Origin of the sequence: Aeromonas sp. ASNIH2 (assembly GCF_002934795.1) — a bacterium.
Lineage (GTDB): Bacteria > Pseudomonadota > Gammaproteobacteria > Enterobacterales > Aeromonadaceae > Aeromonas > Aeromonas caviae.
The window spans coordinates 1,457,393-1,472,969 of sequence record NZ_CP026406.1; the positions used below are offsets into that span (position 1 = coordinate 1,457,393).

Below are 15,577 nucleotides of genomic sequence, written 5' to 3' on the forward strand. Positions count from 1 at the left end.
AAGTTTAGGGAATTTTAAGGGGTGCTTCGGGGATGAAGCAGGACGGGGAAACAGTATACCAAAACCCCCACTCCCAAACAATGAACAAAAATCTATCAGGCTCCCCGCCGCCCCGTCTTGCGCCAAATCAACTTTGCTCGGTTTCCTTGGCCTTGTTCCAGGCCTCGTCCAGCTTCTCCAGGGAGCAATCCGTCATTTTCAGACCTTCTGCGGCAATAAAGTGTTCAACTTGACGAAAACGACGCTCAAACTTGGTGTTGGCAGCCCTCAGCACCTGCTCGGGATCCTTGCCCAGATGACGCACCAAGTTGACGGTGGCAAACAAGAGATCGCCGAGCTCGTCGCTCACCCGAGCCTCGTCCACGTCAACCATCAGCACCTCTTCCATCACCTCCTCGATCTCCTCGTGGATCTTGTCCACCACGGGCCCCAGGGTCTTCCAGTCGAAACCGACGGTGGCGCAGCGCTTCTGGATCTTGGCTGCCCGGGTCAGGGCAGGCAGGGAGAGGGGGATATCGTCCAGCACGCTCTCCTTGTCGAGCGCGGCCCGCTCTTTGGCCTTTTCCGCCTCCCAGTTCGCTTTGACCGCCTGCTCGTCACCCAGGTCGGCATCGGAGAAGACATGGGGGTGGCGGCGAATGAGCTTCTCGCTCACGGTATCGACGATGTCGGCAAAGTCGAACAATCCCTGCTCCTTGCCGAGCTGGGCATAGAACACGACCTGGAACAGCAGATCACCGAGCTCCCCCTTCAGCCCTTGCCAATCTTCGCTCTCGATGGCATCCGCCACCTCGTAGGCCTCCTCCAGGGTGTGCGGCACTATGGTCTGGAAGCTCTGCTTGAGATCCCAGGGACAGCCCCCGTTCGGGTCACGCAATCTAGCCATGATGTCGAGCAGTTGGGGAAGGTCGTAGCGTTGGGACATGGGCAACTCACTTTCGATTCAGTAAATGGGTTCATGAATATCCGCTCACGCCACTGCTCCACATGATGTGGCGCCATGGCGGCCGGAGATGGGGCGCGTGATATCCGTCTTCAATGCTCTACAAGGAGGGAGAAAATGCAGACCGGCCACTGGGGCCGGTCGGTTGAGCATTACAGCCGCTTGGCGCTGATCACGTCGTTGAGCTGACTGAGCTTGGCCAATGCCCGGTTGAAGGCGTTGATGTTGTAAATCTCCAGCTCCATGTCGATTTCGGCGGTCTGCTCGCGCACGTTGGAGCGCGAACGCACCCCCATCACGTTGATCTTCTCGTTGGCGAGCACGGTGGTGATGTCGCGCAGCAGACCGGATCTGTCGTTGGAGAGAATGCGGATGGTGAGACCGTAACCGCCGGAGTAGTTCTCCCCCCAAACCGCATCGATCAAGCGCTCCGGGTTGCGACGCGACAGTTCCTTGAGCTGCTCGCAATCCTCCCGGTGGATGGAAACCCCCCGTCCCATGGTGATGAAGCCCTGGATGGCGTCCCCTGGGATGGGCTGGCAGCAGCGGGCGATGTGAGTCATCAGGTTGCCCACCCCTTCCACCACGATGTGATCCTTGGGTTTGGGGCGGAAGGGCACATTGGCCTTCTGCTCCAGCTTCTCCAGCAGACGGCGATCTTCTTCTTCCGCCGTCGGCTTGTTGTAGCGGGTGTCCAGATAATTGAGCAGCTGGTTGATGCGGATGTCGCCGCTGCCGATACCGGCCAGCAAATCTTCCAGCTCCTCCGCATGGAAGCGCTCCAGCACCACCTTGTCCACCTTGGATAGGGTGAGGTTGTGCCTGTCCAGCTCTTTCTCCAGCAGCTCCTTGCCGGCGGCGATGTTCTTGTCCCGGTCCAGCTTTCTGAACCAGGTGGCCACCTTGGCCCGCGCCCGGCTGGAGCGCAGGAAGCCGGCGTTCGGGTTCATCCAGTCGCGGCTCGGGTTCGGCTCCTTCTGGGTGATCACCTCCACCTGATCACCGGTTTGCAGCGTATAGGTGAAAGGCACGATGCGGCCGTCGATCTTGGTGCCGATGCAGCGGTGACCGATCATGCTGTGCACGTGATAGGCGAAGTCGAGCGGCGTCGCCCCTGCCGGCAGGTCGATGACATCGCCCTTGGGAGTGAAGACATAAACCCTGTCCTCGAACACCTGACTGCGCAGATCGTCCAGCAAGGAGCCGCTCTCCGAGAGGTCCTCCTGCCAGGCGAGGAGTTTACGCAGCCATTCGATCTTGTCTTCGAAGGTGCTGGTCTTGGCAGCGGCCTGGGCCCCTTCCTTGTAGCGCCAGTGCGCAGCCACACCGAGCTCCGCATCCTGATGCATCTGCTCGGTACGGATCTGGATCTCCACCGTCTTGCCCTCCTCCCCCACCACCACGGTGTGGATGGACTGGTAGCCATTGGGCTTGGGGTTGGCGACATAGTCGTCAAATTCGCGGGGAATATGGTGGAAATGGGTGTGAACGATACCGAGCGCCGCGTAGCAATCCTGCAGCCGCTTGGTGATCACCCGCACCGCGCGCACATCGAACAGCTCGTTGAATTCGAGGTGCTTCTTCTGCATCTTGCGCCAGATGCTGTAGATGTGTTTCGGTCGGCCATAGACCTCGGCCTCGACGCCGGCCTCGGCCAGGGCATCGCGCAGGGACTGCACGAATTCGCGGATGTAGCGCTCGCGGTCGAGCCGTTTCTCGTCCAGTTGCTTGGCGATCTGCTTGTAGGTGTCCGGGTGCAGGTAGCGGAAGGCGAGATCCTCGAGCTCCCACTTGAGCTGACCGATACCGAGGCGGTTCGCAAGGGGAGCATAGATGTTGGTGATCTCCTGGGCCATCAGCACCCGGGTCTCCTCATCCGCTTTCTTCGCCTCACGCAGGCAGGCGATGCGCTCCGCCAGCTTGATGACCACGGCGCGCACGTCCTCGACCATGGCGAGCAGCATGCGGCGCACGTTGTCCACCTGCTCCGGCGAGGTTTCGCTGCGGTGAAGGGTTTGCAGGGAGCGAATGGCCTCCATCTCCAGCACCCCTTCCACCAGCTTGGCGATCTTGGGGCCGAAGTCCTCGTTCACCTTTTCCTGGCTGATGAGACCGGCTTCGACGAAGGGATAGAGAATGGCGGCCTTGAGGGTGGCGAGATCCATGCTGAGCATCAGCAGGATGCCCACCATCTCGACCCCGCGCACCAGCAGGCGGTTGGTGAGCGCTTCGTCACCCAGGGTCAGGCAATACTGGTAGACGGTTCGCAACTGATTCTTGTCACTTTCACTCAGGGTAAGGGAACTGACCCACTCATCCAGAGTGAAATTGTCTTTCAAATGAATATCGCGCACCGCAACCATGGTATCAATCCTTAAAAGTGTGGGGTCGAAAGCCGATGCTCTCCTCATCCCCTCATCAACTGATGACTGCCTCAAATGGGGATGCATGAAAGAGTTTTCAAGGCATGTCACCGCGCAAGGTGACAGGGCTCTTCCCCGCATCCGATCCACTATCGACGACCTAGATTACCCTAATCACTCCCGCTCAAACAGCGCTGCCGCCGCTGGAAAACCAAGATAACCGCATTCTGCCCTGCCCGTTGAAGGCAGCGAAAAACACCTGTTTTACCTCACTCTGGCAGCATCATGCACATCGAAAAATCATCACGACCGCATCTTGATTCATCCAGAATAATGCGGTCGCCTCGACTCAGCCCCGTTCGAACAGCGCCATGGACTCCAGATGACCGGTGTGGGGGAACATGTCCAGCATCCCCAGACGGGTCAGCTTGTAGCCCCCCTGCACCAGCACCTGACTGTCACGGGCCAGGGTGACCGGGTTACAGGAAACATAGACCACCCGTTTGGGGGAAAGTGCCGCCACGTGGCTCATCACCTCCAGCGCCCCGGGTCTGGCCGGATCCAGCAGTACCAGATCGAACCCTTCCCGGGCCCAGGACATGCCCACGATGTCGCCGCTCAAGTCCGCCTTGTAGAAGCGGGCGTTGTCGATTCCGTTGCGGCGGGCATTCTCCTGTGCACGCGTCACCATGGCGAGCTCCCCTTCCACCCCCACCACTTCGCGGGCCTGGCGGGCCAGCGGCAGGGTGAAGTTGCCGATGCCGCAGAAGAGGTCCAGCACCTTGTCATCCTTGCCTGCGTCGAGCCAGCTCAATGCCTGCTCCACCATGCGCTGGTTGACGGGCCCGTTGACCTGGATGAAGTCGCCGGGAGCGAATGCAAGAGACAGGCCATCCAGCGTGTAACTTGGCTGAGACTGTTGACGCAGAGGTTCGATCTGCTCGTCCGCCGCCTGCAGATAGAGGTCTATCCCCTGGGCGGTGGCAAACTCGGTCAAGTGCGCCCGATCCGCCTCGGTGGGGCGACCGGTATGGCGCAGCAGCATCAGAATGCCCTGCTCCCCCTGAATGAGTTCCGCATGGCCCAGTTCGCGCTGGCTCTTCAGCCGGTTGAGGCATTCGCGCAGAGGGGCGATAAGGGCAGAGAGGGGCTCGGCCAGCACAGGACAGCCGGCAATCTCTACCAGATCGTTCGACTGGCGACGACGAAAGCCCACCCGGGTACAGCGACCGTTCTTGTCAAACTTGATGGCCAGACGGCAGACCCGGCGGTAGGCGTGGGACTCCCCCGTCAGCGCAGGTGCCAGCGTAGGCGCCTGGATGTTGCCAAGGCGCTCGAACAGGCTGACCAGTCCAGCCTCCTTGGCCGCCAGCTGATCTCTCTCTCCCAGGTGCTGGGCACTGCAACCGCCACACTCGCGATAGTGGTCGCAGAAGGGGGCGACCCGGTTGGCCGCCGGGGTCACCACCTGTTGCAGGGCGGCGTGGGCATAGTGCTTCTTGTCGTCGATGATGCGGGCCTTGATGGCCTCGCCGGGCAGCGCCCCTTCGACGAAGATGGCCTTGCCCTGATGACGGCCGATGCCGACACAGTGGTGATCCAGACTGTCTACCGTAAATTCAATACGTTGGGGCTGGGTGGATTTCTTTTGGGGCTTAAAAAACTGGGCCATAAAACTTGGTGCCTATAGGTGGCTATGTCATGATTGTGGAATCTGCGGCAGACCATTGTCCCACAAGAATAATCGTATGACCAAATACGGCCTGAGGGCCCCAGCCGCGGCATCCGCCCCATCGTCCATTCTGACCAAAAGTGGCCCATTGATATGACCGGATACGGCCTGAGACCCCGTACAGCGACAGTGACTGTATTGCCTGCCCGACCCCGGTGCCTGCATGCGCCCCGGGTCATGGCTTCTCTTGCGAAAGACAGGTCGGCGGCATGACCAAGTACGGTCTCAGGGCCCGGGTGCTGGCCTTCACCATCTTGCCGACCCTCATCATCGGCGGCCTCATCGCCGGCTATTTCACCTTCCACCGCTATCAGCAGCTGGAAAACAACCTCATCGATCAGGGCATCAACATCATCGAGCCCCTGGCCATCGCCAGCGAATACGGCATGACACAGCACAGCCGCGAATCCCTCAAGCGGCTGATCGGGCTCACCCATCGCAAGAACTCGCCCTTCATCAAGTCCATCGCCGTCTTCACCCAGGAGAACCAGCTGTTCGTGACGTCCAACTACCACAGGGACTTCAGCCAGCTTCGTCTGCCGGACGGCAGCGTCATCCCGGCCCTGACCAGCGTCTCCGTCAACGGCGATGACATCATACTGCGCACCCCCATCCAGGCAGAGACCAGCCTGGACGGCTTCCCGCTGCCAAGCGATCTGGAGCCGCCGGTCATCGGCTACATCTCCATGCAACTCGCCACGGACAGGGCCATCGTCCTGCAGTACCGCGACGCCTTCTTCGCGGTCATCATCGTGCTCATCGGGCTGGCCATCAGCGCCCTGTTCGGCTTCCGTCTGGTCAAGAGCGTGACCCAGCCCATCACCGACATGGTGCAGGCGGTGCACCGGATCAGGGAGGGGCGGCTCGATACCCGGGTCAGCGGCCAGCTCACCGGCGAGCTGGACATGCTCAAGAACGGCATCAACGCCATGGCCAAGGCGCTCTCCGAATATCACGAGGAGATGCAGCAGAACATCGATCAGGCGACGTCGGATCTGCGGGAGACCCTCGAGCAGATCGAGATCCAGAACGTCGAGCTCGACATGGCGAAGAAGCGCGCCCAGGAGGCGGCCAGGGTCAAGTCCGAGTTCCTCGCCAACATGTCCCACGAGCTGCGCACCCCTCTCAACGGGGTCATCGGCTTCACCCGCCAGTTGCTCAAGACCAGTCTGACCCCGAGCCAGACCGACTACATGCAGACCATCGAGAAGTCGGCGCGCAACCTCCTTGGGATCATCAACGACATCCTCGACTTCTCCAAGCTGGAGGCGGGCAAGCTGCAGCTCGAGCACATCCCCTTCAGCCTGCGGGACACCCTCAACGAGACCATGCACCTGCTGGGGCCGAGCGCCCACGACAAGCAGCTCGAACTCTCCCTCCAGGTGGATGCCGCCGTGCCGGACTACCTCACCGGCGACCCCATGCGTCTGCAGCAGGTGCTCACCAACCTCACCGGCAACGCCATCAAGTTCACCGAGCGCGGCAACGTGGACGTGCGTGTCGAGCAGACCGGGGAATCCAGCGGCAACAAGGTGCGCCTGCGGGTGCTGATTCGCGATACCGGCATCGGCATCTCCGAAGAGCAGCAGCGCCAGTTGTTCCAGGCCTTCAACCAGGCAGACTCCTCCATCTCCCGCCGCTATGGGGGCACCGGGCTCGGGCTCGTCATCACCCAGAAGCTGGTGCAGCAGATGGGGGGCCAGATCCGCTTCGAATCCGAACTCGGCAAGGGGTCGGTCTTCTCGTTCCACCTGGATCTGGATGTCTCGCCCCTGCCCCAGAGCGAGCGGCTTCCGCTGGATCGCATCCAGGGCAAGCGGGTCTGGCTGCTGGAGCCAGATCCCTTCACTCACGCCTCCCTGCTCGCCCTGCTGGGAGAGTGGCACCTGGATGTGCACTCCCTGACGGTGGACGAGGAGTGGCCCCCGATGAGCAGCCAGGACATGGTGCTCATCGGCAGCAGCACCCTGCAAAGCCCGCAGCAGGTGATTGCCCGTCTCGACGGACTGGACGGCCAGCAGAACACCATAGTGCTGCTCAGCAGCCACGAGCCGGCCCTCTACGACGCCATGCTGGCCCACGGCGCCGTCCACTGCCTCTCCAAGCCCATCAACCATCGCAAGTTGCTGCACGCCCTGCTCTCCCCCGAGGCGGTACGCCGTGCCCCCCTGCCCGCGCCGACGCCGCGCAGCGTGCAGGCGGTCAAGGTGCTGGCGGTGGATGACAACGCCGCCAACCTCAAGCTCATCGCCGCCATGCTCAAGGAGATGGTGACCGAGGTGGTGGTGTGCAAGAACGGCAAGGAAGCGGTCAACCTGGCCCAGAGCCAGCCGTTCGACATCATCTTCATGGATATCCAGATGCCCGTCATGGACGGCATCAGCGCCACCCAGGCGATCCGCCACCACTCCCTCAACACCGAGACCCCCATCGTCGCGGTCACCGCCCATGCCATTCCCGGTGAGCGGGAGCGCCTCATTCGCCAGGGCATGGACGACTACCTGGCCAAACCCATCGACGAGGGGATGCTGGCGCAGCTCATCACCGACTTCGCCCACAGGCGGCACCAGAATCACGGGGATCAGCAGATAGACTGGCCCCTCGCCGTGCGTCAGGCCGCCGGCAAGCAGGCCCTCGCCCGGGAGATGCTGACCATGCTGCTGGCCAGCTTCGACGAGGTGGAGCCCATCCTGGCGGCGGCGCTGGAAGGGAGTGTCGACGATGCAGACGTGCTGGCCCAGCTCCACCGCCTCAACGGTGGCTGCGCCTACTCCGGGGTGCCGGGTCTGCAACGCCTGCTCTCCCAGCTCGAGCAGCAGCTGCGCGACGGGGTCGCCGTGAGCGATCTGGAGCCCGAATTGCTGGAGCTGCAGGATGCCCTGGAGCAGGTGAGGCAGGAGGCCCCCCGCTACCTGGCCCTGACCGACTGAGGCGCTTTTTCTGACTGGACAGGCGGCAGGTGGTAACATCTGCGCCGTTTCCACAGGAGTCAACATGACCAACAACGATATTCTGCGCCGCCTGCGCTATGCCCTCAGCATCAGCAACGACCAGATGGTCGAGATCTTTGCCAAGGGCAATCTGGCCATCACCCATGCCCAGTTGCACGGCTGGCTGATGAAGGAGGCGGAAGAGGGCGAGGCACAGGAAGCGGGCTTTGCCGCCTGCCCGGACTCGGCACTGAGCCAGTTCCTCGACGGCTTCATCGCCCTGCGCCGCGGTGTGCGGGAAGATGCCCCGCCCCAGGTGATCCCGAACCGGATCAACAACAACCTGATCCTGCGCAAGCTGCGCATCGGCCTCAACTACAAGGAAGAGGAGATGCTGGGCACCCTCAAGCTCGCGAACTTCAACCTCTCCAAGTCCGAGCTGAGCGCCCTGTTCCGCGCCAGGGATCACAAGCACTATCAGGATTGCGGGGATCAGATCCTGCGCAACTTCCTGATTGGCCTCACCGCCAAATACAGGCCCGAGCCCTGATGACCGCCTCCGGCCAGGTGCGAGGCTAGACCATGGGCTGGCGCCGCCTGCTGGCTCCACGCCCGTCGGCGAGCGGCGGCGCGTGCCGGTTCGCGGCGCGCTGGTTCTGGTCACTGCCCCTCATCCTGCTGCTCGGCGCCTGCCAGCCTGCGCCCTATCGGCTCAATCAGGATCATCAGAGCGCCAGCCAGAACGAGCGCATCGCCTTCCTCATCCTGCACTACACGGATGAAGAGGATGCCCGCTCCCTGCGCCTGCTGACCGAGCCGGAGCACAAGGTGAGCGCCCACTACCTGATCCCCCGAGACACCGACGAGCAACCGTTCCCGGTCTACCAGCTGGTGCCCGACAGCCAGCGGGCCTGGCACGCCGGACGCAGTCGCTGGCATCACTACGCCGGGCTCAACGCCAGTTCGCTCGGTATCGAGATAGTGAATCTCGGGTATGACGAGAAAGACGCGGCCCTGCCCGCCCATCTGAGACACTGGCAACCCTATCCCCCTGCCCAGATCGCCGCCCTCGGCGCCCTCGCCCGGGATCTGGTCGAACGCTACCAGATCCCCCCCACCCAGGTGCTGGCCCACAGCGATGTCGCCCCCGAGCGCAAGCAGGATCCCGGCCCCCGGTTCCCCTGGCGCGAGCTCGCCCTGCGCTACGGTGTCGGCGCCTGGCCCGACGAGGCCCGGGTGGCCGAGCTGCGCCAGACGCAGCTCATCCCTTGGGATGCGCTGCAATGGCAGCAGCAGCTTGCCCGTTACGGCTACGGCCTACCCCAGCACGGCGCCTGGGATGAGCAGAGCCGCGCCGCCCTGCGCGCCTTCCAGCTTCACTTTCGCCCTGCCCTGATCACCGGCGAGCCGGATGCCGAGTGCCAGGCCATCCTCACCGCCCTGCTGGAGCGCTACTTCCCGTAACCAGGCTGAGGCGCCCCTTTCCTTTCGCCCTCTGCACACGGATGCCCGGCCCCATGCCAGATGAGCACGGGGTTCACCCCGCCTTCCACTCCTGAAAACCACAAGGGACGCCGAAGCGTCCCTTGTGGTTGCGATACCTGCGAAGCGGCATCAGATCCCCTGACGGGCTTCCTGCATCAGCGCACGCATGTCGCTGACCGCCTTGGCCAGACCGTCGAAGGCGGCGCGGCCGATGATGGCGTGACCGATGTTGAGCTCATAGAGCTCGGGGATGGCGGCGATAGCCTTGACGTTGTGGTAGTGCAGACCGTGGCCCGCATTGACCTTCAAGCCCTTGCCTGCGGCGTAGGAAGCACCGGCTGCGATGCGCTTGAACTCGGCGTTGCGCTCGGCATCCGTGGTGGCATCGGCGTAGCGGCCGGTGTGGATCTCGATGAAGGGAGCACCGCTCGCGGCGGCCGCATCGATCTGCAACGGATCCGCATCGATGAAGAGGGATACCTGAGCACCGACGGCCGCAAGACGGGTCACCGCATCGGTCACCTTGTCCAGCTGGCCCGCCACGTCCAGACCACCCTCGGTGGTCACCTCGGTGCGCTTCTCCGGCACCAGGCAGACGAAGTGGGGCTTGATGCGGCAGGCGATGCCGATCATCTCCTCGGTCACCGCCATCTCCAGGTTCATCCTGGTCTGGATGGTCTGGCGCAGGATCTCCACGTCCCGGTCGGTGATGTGGCGGCGATCTTCCCGCAGGTGGACCGTGATGCCATCGGCACCGGCCTGCTCGGCCACGAAGGCGGCCTGTACCGGATCCGGATACTGGGTGCCGCGGGCGTTGCGCAGGGTGGCGATATGGTCGATGTTCACACCCAGGTAGATCTCGCTCATTGCTTACTCCTTGATACAGGTCATCTGTGAATGCCGGAGCGGGTGGAGCCCGCTCCTCTGTCCATGTGCCGCCGCAGGCCGGTTCTGGTCGCGGCGACAGCATTATTGTTCATGAAAGGCGATGTCATAAACACAAAACATCACCATATAATAAAAATCAGCTTGAAACACTGCCTTTTCGCTTCAAAAAGAGCTCCCTGCTCTTCAGTTGACGCTTGCCGAGATAGGGCTGCAGCGCCAGTCGGCTGAAACGCTTGGCCGCCTGCAGCAAGGGAGGCGTGTCGAAACGCCCCTCGGCGAAGGCCAGCAGGTGGGCGCCGAGGAACAGGGTACGGGGATCCGGCGCCCGCTCGCAAGCGACAAAGCCGAGCTCCCGCTCGAAGCCGTAAAGCAGGGTGGGGTCGATGGGGGAGTCGTCGTCCGCGGCATATTCGAAGTCCACCGCGTAGCCCAGGGCCTGCAGCAGCAGGAACTCGAAGCGGCGCAGGGGCAGCTCCGGGGTCTCTCCGTCCGCCAGTGCCATGATGGCACGGGCATAGGCGTCGAACACCTCGGGGAAGGGGGTGTGCGCTTCCAGCAGGTAGTAGACCAGCTCGTTGAGATAGAGGCCGTAGAAGAGACGATCCCCGCCGAGGCGCAACGAGTGATCCGGGCACTCCACCTGGGTGAGGTTCTTGAGATCCCCCTTGCCGCACCAGGCAATGGTGAGCAGGGTGAAGGGCTGAAGCAGCCCCTTCAGAGAGGAGCGTGGCCCGCGGGAACCGCGAGCCACCAGGGTGAATCGACCGCTATCCTGGGTGAAGACCTCGACCAGCTGGCTGGTCTCCCGATAGGGCCGACTGTGGATGACGAAAGCCGGGGTCAGCAATCAGTCGTCGCCATACCCGAGGCTGCGCAGGGCCCGCTCGTCGTCGGCCCAGCCGGACTTGACCTTGACCCACAGCTCGAGATGCACCTTGTTCTGGAACAGCCGTTCCATGTCGATGCGCGCCTCTGTGCCGATGGTCTTGATCTTCTCGCCCTTGTTGCCGATGACCATCTTTTTCTGGCCTTCGCGCTCCACCAGGATGAGCCCGTGGATGTGGTAGAGACCGGTCTCCTCCACCTTGAAGCGCTCGATCTCCACCGTCACCGAATAGGGCAGCTCCTCGCCGGTGAAGCGCATCAGCTTCTCGCGGATGATCTCGGAGGCCATGAAGCGGGAAGAGCGGTCGGTCACGTAATCTTCCGGGAAGAAGTGGACGTTCTCCGGCAGCAGATCCTTGGCCCACTCGCGGATCTTCTCCACGTTGGTGCCCTTCTCGGCGCTGATGGGCAGGATGTGGGCAAAGTTCATCTGCTGACCCAGCCACTCGAGGTGCGGCAGCAGATCCTCTTTTTCCTTGACGTTGTCGATCTTGTTGACCGCCAGCACCACGGGGCACTTGAGGTGGCGCAGCTTGCCCAGCACCATCTCGTCATCCTTGGTCCAGTGGGTGCCGTCCACCACGAACACCACCATGGCCACGTCCCCCAGGGAACTGGTGGCGGCGCGGTTCATCAGGCGGTTGATGGCCCGCTTCTCCTCGATGTGCAGACCCGGGGTATCCACATAGATGGTCTGATGGTTCTCCTCGGTGTCGATCCCCAGGATCCGGTGACGGGTAGTCTGGGGCTTCTTCGAGGTGATGCTGACCTTCTGGCCGAGCAACTTGTTGAGCAGGGTGGACTTGCCCACGTTGGGGCGGCCCACGATGGCGACAAAGCCGCAATAGGTGGTATCTGTCATGACCGCGTTCCCAATGCTGATGGAGTGAAAAGAGCGCACAGTGCCGGATCCGTCATGGTGCTCATGACAGCCGTTCCAGTGCTTGCTGCGCCGCGGCCTGTTCGGCCTTGCGGCGGCTGGAGCCGATCCCGACCAGGGGGCCATCCAGCCCATCCACTTCGCACTGGACGGTGAACTCCTGGTTGTGGGCCTCGCCCTTGACGTTGGTCACCGTGTAGGTCGGCAGGGATTTGCGGCTGCCCTGCAGGATCTCTTGCAGACGGGTCTTGGGATCCTTCTGTTCGATCCCGGGCTTGATCTCGCCAAGGCGGCTGGCATACCAGCCGAGCAGGAGGCTGCGCACCCGCTCCAGATCCGTGTCCAGATAGATGGCGCCGATCACCGCCTCGACGGTGTCGGCCAGGATGGACTCGCGGCGAAAACCGCCGCTTTTCAGCTCCCCCGGCCCCAGGATCAGGTGATCCCCGAGGTCGAATTCCCGGCCCAGCTCGGCCAGCGTCTTCTCGCGCACCAGGGTGGCGCGCATCCGGCTGAGATCCCCTTCCGCCGCCTGCGGGAAGCGGTGGAAGAGGTCATCGGCAATCACCAGACTCAGGATGGAGTCCCCCAGAAATTCCAGGCGCTCGTTGTGACGGGACCCTGCGCTGCGATGGGTCAGTGCCCGGGTCAGCAGCTCAGGATCCTGAAAGACATGCCCGAGACGGGACTGCAGTCTGTTCATCTTGATATTCATTTACTTGATTCCGCCAATGCGGTTGAAGCGCACACCGGTCGGCACCCAGCTCGGCAAGCTGGACCCTTCCTCGCGCTCGAATTCGAAACTGATCCAGATGGCGACCGCCTTGCCTACCAGGTTCTGCTCGGGCACGAAACCCCAGAAACGGCTGTCGGTGCTGTTGTCGCGGTTGTCACCCATCACGAAATAGTGGCCTTCCGGCACTACCCACTCGTCGGGGTAGGTCCCGGGCTGGCGATAGTAGCGGTCCACCAGGTCCGGCATCAGCGGGTTGCGCAAGGTCTCGTGGGAGACATCGCCCAGCTGTTCGGTGTAGCGATCCAGCGGGATCCCCATCTGGCTGAACTCGCCGCGCTGCTCGAACTTGACGTCCAGCTTCTGGAAGCCGGGGCACGTTTTCCCTTCCTGCTCATCGCACTTGGGCCGGATCATCAGCTCCTTGTTGCGATAGATGACCCGATCGCCGGGCATGCCGACCACCCGCTTGATGTAGTCCACCCGGGTATCCAGCGGATACTTGAAGACCACCACATCACCGCGCTTCGGCTCACCGGTCTCGAGGAACTTGGTGTTGGTCACCGGGTCCTTGAGGCCGTAGGCAAACTTCTCCACCAGGATGAAGTCGCCCACCAGCAGGGTCGGCATCATGGAGCCGGACGGGATCTGGAACGGCTCGAAGATGAAGGAGCGCAGGATCAGCACCAGCGCGATCACCGGGAAAACCCCGCCGGTCTGTTCGATCCAGACCGGCATGGGGGCCACCTTGGCCAGTGTCTTCTCGTCCACATCCGGACCGGCATTGGCACGGGCGGCGGCAATCTTGGCCGCCCGCTGCTTGGCCCAGACCAGCTTGTCGAGCGTCCAGATGATGCCGGTCAGCAGGGTGACGACGACGAGGATCAGGGAAAAGGTGCTTGCCATCGATTAATCCTTTCCGACGTGGAGAATGGCGAGGAAGGCCTCTTGCGGCACATCCACACGGCCCAGAGACTTCATCCGCTTTTTGCCTTCTTTCTGCTTGTTCAACAGCTTCTTCTTCCGGCTCACGTCACCACCGTAGCACTTGGCGGTGACGTCTTTACGCAATGCCTTGACGGTGCTGCGGGCGATGATCTGGTTGCCGATGGCGGCCTGGATGGCGATGTCGAACATCTGGCGCGGGATCAGCTCGCGCATCTTCTCCACCACCTGGCGACCGCGATACTGGGCGTTCTCCTTGTGGGTGATGATGGCCAGGGCGTCGACCCGCTCGCCGTTGATCATGATGTCCAGACGGACCATGTCGGAGGTTTCGAAACGCTTGAAGCCGTAGTCAAGGGAGGCGTAGCCGCGACTGGTGGACTTCAGACGGTCGAAGAAGTCGAGCACCACTTCCGCCATCGGGATCTCGTAGGTCAGCGCCACCTGCTTGCCGTGGTAGACCATGTTGGTCTGTACGCCGCGCTTCTCGATGCACAGGGTGATGACGTTGCCCATGTACTCCTGCGGCAGCAGGATGTGGCATTCGGCGATGGGCTCGCGCATCTCCTTGATGTTGTTGATGGCGGGCATCTGGGCCGGGCTGTCGATGTGGATGGTGGAGCCATCGTTCAGCTCGATCTCGTAGACCACGGTCGGCGCAGTGGTGATGAGATCCAGATCGTATTCACGCTCCAGACGCTCCTGGATGATCTCCATGTGCAGCATCCCGAGGAAGCCGCAGCGGAAGCCGAAGCCCAGCGCCGTGGAGCTCTCCGGTTCGTAGAACAGGGAGGCATCGTTGAGGGAGAGCTTCTCCAGCGCATCGCGGAACGACTCGTAGTCATCGCTGGAGATGGGGAACAGGCCCGCATAGACCTGGGGCTTCACCTTCTTGAAGCCGGCCAGCGCCTTCTCGGCACCGTGCTTGGCCAGGGTCAGGGTATCCCCCACCGGCGCACCGTGGATATCCTTGATGCCGCAGACGACCCAACCTACCTCGCCACAACCCAGGCCGTCGGTGTCCACCTGCTTCGGCGTGAAGATACCGATGCGATCCACACCCCACACCTGACCGGTGCTCATCACCTTGATCTTGTCGTTCTTCTTCAGGGAACCATTCTTGATCCGCACGAGCGACACGACCCCGAGATAGGAGTCGAACCAGGAGTCGATGATCAGCGCCTGCAGCGGCGCCTCCGGATCCCCTTCCGGGGACGGGATCTTGGCGACGATCTCTTCCAGCACCAGATCGACACCGAGGCCGGTCTTGGCGGAGCAGCGCACCGCGTCCACCGCGTCGATGCCGACGATGTCCTCGATCTCCTCGGCAACCCGCTCGGGCTCTGCGGCCGGCAGGTCAATCTTGTTCAGCACCGGCACCACTTCCAGCTCCATTTCCATGGCGGTGTAGCAGTTGGCCAGAGTCTGTGCCTCAACCCCCTGACCGGCATCCACCACCAGCAGTGCCCCTTCACAGGCAGCCAGGGAGCGAGAAACCTCGTAGGAGAAATCCACGTGGCCCGGGGTGTCGATAAAGTTCAGCTGATAGGTGTTACCGTCTTGTGCCTGGTAGTTCAGGGTCACACTCTGTGCCTTGATGGTAATGCCGCGCTCGCGCTCCAGATCCATGGAGTCCAGCACCTGGGCCTGCATCTCGCGATCGGACAGGCCGCCGCAAGTCTGGATCAGACGGTCCGACAGGGTCGACTTACCGTGGTCGATGTGCGCAATAATCGAAAAGTTACGAATGTGTTTCATCGAGCAAGAATCACTCAAAATTAAGTTAGGGTCGG

General features: G+C 62.3%; 12 protein-coding genes. 3 read left to right on the top strand and 9 right to left on the bottom strand.

The genetic code is table 11. The annotated features are described in order from the left end of the window. Window positions 1–127: 127 nt before the first annotated feature. The 3 genes from mazG to rlmD form a co-directional block, all read right to left on the bottom strand. Entirely contained in the window at window positions 128–925 is a 798-nt protein-coding gene (gene mazG, locus C3F36_RS06655; RefSeq protein ID WP_104454748.1) for a nucleoside triphosphate pyrophosphohydrolase, read from the bottom strand. 170 nt (window positions 926–1,095) lie between these two features. Beyond that, on the bottom strand, window positions 1,096–3,306 hold the full coding sequence (relA, locus tag C3F36_RS06660; protein ID WP_010675631.1) for a GTP diphosphokinase: 2,211 nt from the start codon (window positions 3,304–3,306) through the stop codon (window positions 1,096–1,098). 349 nt (window positions 3,307–3,655) lie between these two features. After that, complete coding sequence (rlmD, locus tag C3F36_RS06665) at window positions 3,656–4,978, bottom strand: 23S rRNA (uracil(1939)-C(5))-methyltransferase RlmD (protein WP_104454749.1); 1,323 nt, start codon at window positions 4,976–4,978, stop codon at window positions 3,656–3,658. 269 nt (window positions 4,979–5,247) lie between these two features. Between rlmD and barA the strand changes: the two genes are divergently transcribed. The 3 genes from barA (at window position 5,248) to C3F36_RS06680 (ending at window position 9,432) form a co-directional block, all read left to right on the top strand. Then, window positions 5,248–7,968, top strand: a complete 2,721-nt coding sequence (gene barA / locus C3F36_RS06670; protein WP_104454750.1) for a two-component sensor histidine kinase BarA — start codon at window positions 5,248–5,250, stop codon at window positions 7,966–7,968. A 64-nt stretch (window positions 7,969–8,032) separates the two neighbouring features. After that, entirely contained in the window at window positions 8,033–8,518 is a 486-nt protein-coding gene (locus tag C3F36_RS06675) for a DUF1456 family protein (protein ID WP_104454751.1), read from the top strand. Window positions 8,519–8,550: 32 nt separating this feature from the next. Continuing rightward, window positions 8,551–9,432, top strand: coding sequence for an N-acetylmuramoyl-L-alanine amidase (locus C3F36_RS06680; protein ID WP_104454752.1), 882 nt, complete (start codon window positions 8,551–8,553; stop codon window positions 9,430–9,432). Window positions 9,433–9,582: 150 nt separating this feature from the next. On the opposite strand, the gene pdxJ is transcribed toward C3F36_RS06680, so the two are convergent. From pdxJ to lepA, 6 genes are all read right to left on the bottom strand, one after another. Further along, entirely contained in the window at window positions 9,583–10,320 is a 738-nt protein-coding gene (pdxJ, locus tag C3F36_RS06685; RefSeq protein WP_010675636.1) for a pyridoxine 5'-phosphate synthase, read from the bottom strand. Between the two features lie 157 nt (window positions 10,321–10,477). After that, entirely contained in the window at window positions 10,478–11,188 is a 711-nt protein-coding gene (recO, locus tag C3F36_RS06690; RefSeq protein ID WP_104454753.1) for a DNA repair protein RecO, read from the bottom strand. Then, window positions 11,189–12,088: a GTPase Era gene (gene era / locus C3F36_RS06695; RefSeq protein ID WP_041211854.1), complete on the bottom strand. Its 900-nt coding sequence runs from the start codon at window positions 12,086–12,088 to the stop codon at window positions 11,189–11,191. Between the two features lie 61 nt (window positions 12,089–12,149). Beyond that, the gene (rnc, locus tag C3F36_RS06700) at window positions 12,150–12,821 is read right to left on the bottom strand and encodes a ribonuclease III (RefSeq protein ID WP_010675639.1); all 672 of its coding nucleotides are present in this window, start codon (window positions 12,819–12,821) and stop codon (window positions 12,150–12,152) included. Next, the gene (gene lepB, locus C3F36_RS06705) at window positions 12,822–13,745 is read right to left on the bottom strand and encodes a signal peptidase I (RefSeq protein ID WP_010675640.1); all 924 of its coding nucleotides are present in this window, start codon (window positions 13,743–13,745) and stop codon (window positions 12,822–12,824) included. Between the two features lie 3 nt (window positions 13,746–13,748). Beyond that, a complete protein-coding gene (gene lepA, locus C3F36_RS06710) occupies window positions 13,749–15,542 on the bottom strand; it encodes a translation elongation factor 4 (RefSeq protein WP_042016225.1) in 1,794 nt (597 codons plus the stop codon). Window positions 15,543–15,577: the final 35 nt, after the last annotated feature.